We start from the raw sequence: 4515 nt of genomic DNA, 5'->3' as shown, positions 1-4515 counted from the left end.
CCTTCTCGTCTTCAATCTCCTGCAGCGCTACTTCCACTGCCGCGCCAGTCGGCGTGGTGCCGTTGGCCGACAACGTGGGCGCGGTGAAATCCATCGCATCGCACCAGTCACCGCTGATGGCCGCGTTGTCCATGCCGCCGTACTCGACCAGCAGCACGCGCACACGCTTGGCCGCGATCACATCGGCTTTCAGCTCCTGCTCCAGCAGCTTCAGGCCCGCGTTCAACTGCTCGATGGGGCCACCGCTCATGCTGCCGGAACAGTCCAGCACCAGGATCAGCGGCGTGCGCTGCTCACTGTTGTCGACCAGCGAAACATCGGGGATTGCAGCAATGGACATGATGGGAAGCCTCCGTGCGGGTGAACCGGTGCAGGTGATCTGCGCGGCCGATTATAGGCAGAGCTGAAGGGCCCAGGGGCGAGGGCCGACGGAGAACCGTGCCGCCCAAACAAAAAGCCCCGGCCAAGGCCGGGGCTTTTGCTGAAACTGGTGCCGGAAATAGGAATCGAACCTACGACCTACGCATTACGAATGCGCCGCTCTACCAACTGAGCTATTCCGGCGAAGCAGGCAATTTTACGGTCGCCCTGCCCCTGCGGTCAATCCGGTCGTGACGGTTGCCGTCAAACGCCCACCCGCCCGGGCTCTCAACCCGCCGCCACCCGGTTGCCGCACTCCCGCCCCGCCGCGAAATCGGCCAGGTTGCCCAGCGTGATCGCCGAGATCTCCTGCAGCGCCTCCACGGTGAAGAAGCCCTGGTGGCCGGTCACCAGCACGTTGGGGAAGGTCATCAGGCGCTGGAAGGCCTCATCGTCGATGATCTCGCCGGACAGGTCCTGGAAGAACAGCGCGCTTTCCTGCTCGTAGACGTCGATGGCCAGGTGGCCCAGCCGGCGCGACTTCAGCGCGCGGATCACCGCATGGGTATCGACCAGGCCGCCACGCGAGGTGTTGACCAGCATCGCGCCGGGCTTCATCCGCGCCAGCGAGGCGTCGTCGATCAGGTGCTGGGTATCCGGGGTCAACGGGCAATGCAGCGAGACGATGTCCGAGCGCGAGAGCAGCTCGTCCAGTTCAACCATTGTGCCGATCCCGGTGAAAGCCGGCGAAGGATACGGATCGTGCCCCAGCACAGTGCAGCCCATGCCGCGGAAGATGCGCGCGGTGGCCAACCCGATCTTGCCGGTACCGACGATGCCCACGGTCTTGCCATGCAGGGTGCGGCCGAGCAGGCCATCCAACATGAAGTTGCCCTCACGCACGCGGTTGTAGGCGCGATGGGTGTGCCGGTTGAGGGTCATCACCAGCGCCAGTGCGTGCTCGGCCACCGCTTCCGGCGAGTAGGCCGGCACGCGGGCGACGAACAGGCCGAGCGCATTCGCGCTGGCCAGGTCCACATTGTTGAAGCCGGCACAGCGCAGCAGCACCGCGCGTACGCCCAGCGCATGCAGGGCCTGCAGCACCGGCGCATCGAGCCTGTCGTTGACGAACACGCAGACGGCGGCGCAGTCCTGTGCCAGCGCGGCGGTGTGCACGTCCAGCGCCGCGTCGAAGTACACGAACTGGAAATCCTGCCCTGCCCCCTCGCGCAGGTTGGCTTCCTCGAGAAAGCGGCGGTCGTAGGGACGGGCACTGAAAACGGCGATCTGCATGGCAAGGCCTGCGCGGAAATCCGCCACGACCATAGCGCACCCGCACCCCGATGGGGATGGCACCGGCGGCGCGACGGCCGCCGGTACCGGTACTGCCTTAGAACGTATAGCCCAGGCCCAGCATCACGCCGTTCTGCAGCTGGCCGTCGCGGCGCTCGCCCACGTAGTCGACCATCACCGACAGGCGATCGGTGGCGCGGCTGGTCACACCCAGGTTCCAGGCCAGCACCTGCTCGCCCACGCTCTGGCTGCTGGCACCGAACACCAGGTCCGGCGCAGCGGCGAAGCCGGTGCTGTAATGGGCCTGGGTGTCGCCCAGTTCCTTCTGCCAGACAACGCGCGCGCGCGGGGTGATGCGCTCGCCGTTGTTGCCTTCGAAGGTCTTGAACACCTGCAGGCCCGCACCAACGCGGATGCTTTCCAGGCTGTCACCACGCCCCACCAGTGCGCCGGCTCCCTGCCCTTCATTGAAACGGGTGGCCGAGGTGCGCGCGTAATCGACCACCGGCAGCAGCGGCTGGATCACTACGCCCTTGGCGGTGGTGAACGAGAAGCCGTGCTCCAGCCGGGCCGAGATCGCATCGTTGTTGTACTTGGCACGCAACGGACCCTGCAGGCCATCGATGCCATCGATGCTGCGGCGGGTGTCGTGGCGCAGATCGGTATAGCGCACCGAGGCCGACAGGTAGCCACGCGAATAGGTGGCATCCAGGTAGCCGCCCACATCCAGCGCGCGCACGTCGCCGCTGAAACCGGAACCATCGCGGCCCTTGGTCGACATGTCCGCGGCGGCAACGCTGACGCCCAGCGTCACCCGGTCATCGGCCAGCTGCGTATCGGCACCGAGCACGATGCCGCCGACGGTATGGCTCAGGCCGGCCACGCCGCCCTCGCCATCGATGCGGCCATGGCTGCCGAAACCGCGGCCCCAGAGGCCGTGGCTGCGCGGCGCTTCGCTGCCGAAGTTGGTGCTGCCACCGCCTGCCCCCGCCGGCTCCACCAGATGCATCGCCAACTGGTTGAACAGACTGCCATTGGGCATGCCCGGCTGTGCCGAAGCCGCCTGCGCGGCCTGTGCGGCCAAGCCACCGGCATCACCGCTGCCGCTGCGCCGTGCGGCCTGGTGCTGCTGCACCACGCTGCCGATGCTGCCGACCAGCGCGTTGTCGGCCAGGCGCAGGCTGGCATGGCCATCACCGCGCAGTGCACCGGCCTGCTGGGCGATCACATCGCGGTCAGCGAACTGCAGCGCCCCCAGCAGCGGCTTCAGCCCGGCATCCTGGCGCTGGCCGGCAGTGGCCAGCGCGCGACCGAGTCCATCGTTGCCATTGTTGCCGGTGAGCTGCGCGAGCTGGTCGAAGCCGGGGTTGGCGGTCAGCGACAGGCCCTCGGCGGTCTGGTTGATGTTGAAGCTCAGCAGCGAATTGTGGCGCGGCCGGAACACCTCGCCGTCGGTGATGCTGGCCGTATAGCCGGTGTCACCCAGGCGCACCGCATCGGTGAAACCGCCCTGGTAGATCGGGCCGCTCACCAGCTCACGCTGGTAGTTGCCGGCGTAGAAGCCCTGCGCCACGTTCAGTTCAAGGTGGGCGCCCGGCGAGATGACCAGCGCACCCTCGTTGGCGCCGCTGTCGTAGAAGTCGCCCACGCGCAGACGGCCACTGTTGGCGCCGCCTGCCTCGGTGACGTCGAACAGCACCTTGCCGCCCGGCATGATGTTGACGTAGCCATGGGTGACCAGGTCACCACCACGCGGCATCAGGGTGCCGTACACGCGCAGGCGGTTGAAGCCATCCTCGCGGTACGACGGGCCGGTGGCATCGAGCAGTGCGCTCGAGTCGGTGGCAACCGAGGCGATGTCGCCGTGGCCGACCACCATGCCGGCCGCCAGCACGCGCAGCTCCGGGGTGCGCAACGCGCCGCCTTCCAGGGCGATGGTGCCGTTCTCCACCAGCATGAAATCGGCGCCGGTGGTTTCGGCGGTGCGCCAGGTGCCGCCCTTGGCGACGCGGATCACGCCAGCCGAATTGCCCAGAGTGGAGGCGTCCAGTTCATCCAGGCGCAGCTGGCCCAGAAGGAGCTGCTGTGTACCCGGATTGTTGAGGTAATCCTGCACCGAAGCCGGGCCGATGCCGTTCGGGCCGGCGCTGGAGCGGTTGTAGATGTTCACCGCATAGTTGATGTACGTGGTGGCGAAGTCGGTATCGTTCCAGCGCGCGAAGTCGTCATCGACGAACGCCTGCAGCTGGCGCGCAGTACGCAGGTAGCCTGGATTGATGTCGCCGCTGACATTGCTGGTGACCGTCAGGGTATCGCCCGGATCGCGGTAACCGGCGGCGGTGATGATGTTGTTGCTGTAGATGTCCTGGCCGGGGAAGGTCTCCAGCCTGCGGCCGCTGCCATCGGGATCGAAACTGACCGAAGCGCCGGTGGTCCGGGCCGGATCGCGGAACACCAGCAGGCCGTTGGGCTGCACCACCTCGTACATGGCCTTGTGCAGCAGGCCGGCATCCATGCCACCGCCGTAGTTGCCGGTGTAGATCTCGGTCATCCGTGGCGAAGGCGTGTAGATCACCTTGCCACCGCTGCTGGCGGCGTGGATCTGCACCGAGTCGACCAGCGGCAGGTCACCGGCCAGGTAACGTTCGACGCCACCGGACTGCATGATCGAGCAGGACGAGATGCAGTGGCCGGACACGATGGTGTTCAGGCCGTTGGTGCGGATCACTCCCTGCAGCCACTCACCCGCGATCAGCGCGCCACCATTGGAGGTGCGCAGCACGACTTCGCGGATCGGGCGGCCTTCGGCCTGCGCTTTGGCCAGCAGCGCCGGCAGCGCGACGACGTCGGCGACGGTGACAC

3 protein-coding genes and 1 tRNA gene are annotated in these 4515 nt (G+C 67.0%); all 4 read right to left on the bottom strand.

What is annotated here, in order from left to right; translation table 11 throughout:
- Window positions 1-340 (bottom strand): vWA domain-containing protein (locus AB4Y84_RS14045; protein WP_442250306.1); only part of this gene is annotated, 340 nt, incomplete at its 3' end.
- A gap of 148 nt (window positions 341-488) precedes the next feature.
- A tRNA-Thr gene (locus tag AB4Y84_RS14040) sits at window positions 489-564 on the bottom strand.
- Window positions 565-648: 84 nt separating this feature from the next.
- Window positions 649-1653, bottom strand: a complete 1005-nt coding sequence (locus AB4Y84_RS14035) for a 2-hydroxyacid dehydrogenase (RefSeq protein ID WP_442243809.1) — start codon at window positions 1651-1653, stop codon at window positions 649-651.
- Between the two features lie 97 nt (window positions 1654-1750).
- Window positions 1751-4515 (bottom strand): autotransporter domain-containing protein (locus AB4Y84_RS14030; RefSeq protein WP_442250305.1); only part of this gene is annotated, 2765 nt, incomplete at its 5' end.

The organism is Stenotrophomonas sp. 2YAF22, from assembly GCF_052114665.1.
GTDB classification, from domain to species: Bacteria; Pseudomonadota; Gammaproteobacteria; order Xanthomonadales; family Xanthomonadaceae; genus Stenotrophomonas; species Stenotrophomonas indicatrix.
The sequence above is the reverse complement of the archived record's forward strand: the minus strand, read 5'-3'. Positions and strand labels throughout refer to the sequence as shown.

Bases quoted from the DNA above. Each gene is read 5' to 3' on its own strand.
- AB4Y84_RS14035 (WP_442243809.1), bottom strand. From the start codon at position 1,653: ATGCAGATCGCCGTTTTCAGTGCCCGTCCCTACGACCGCCGCTTTCTC.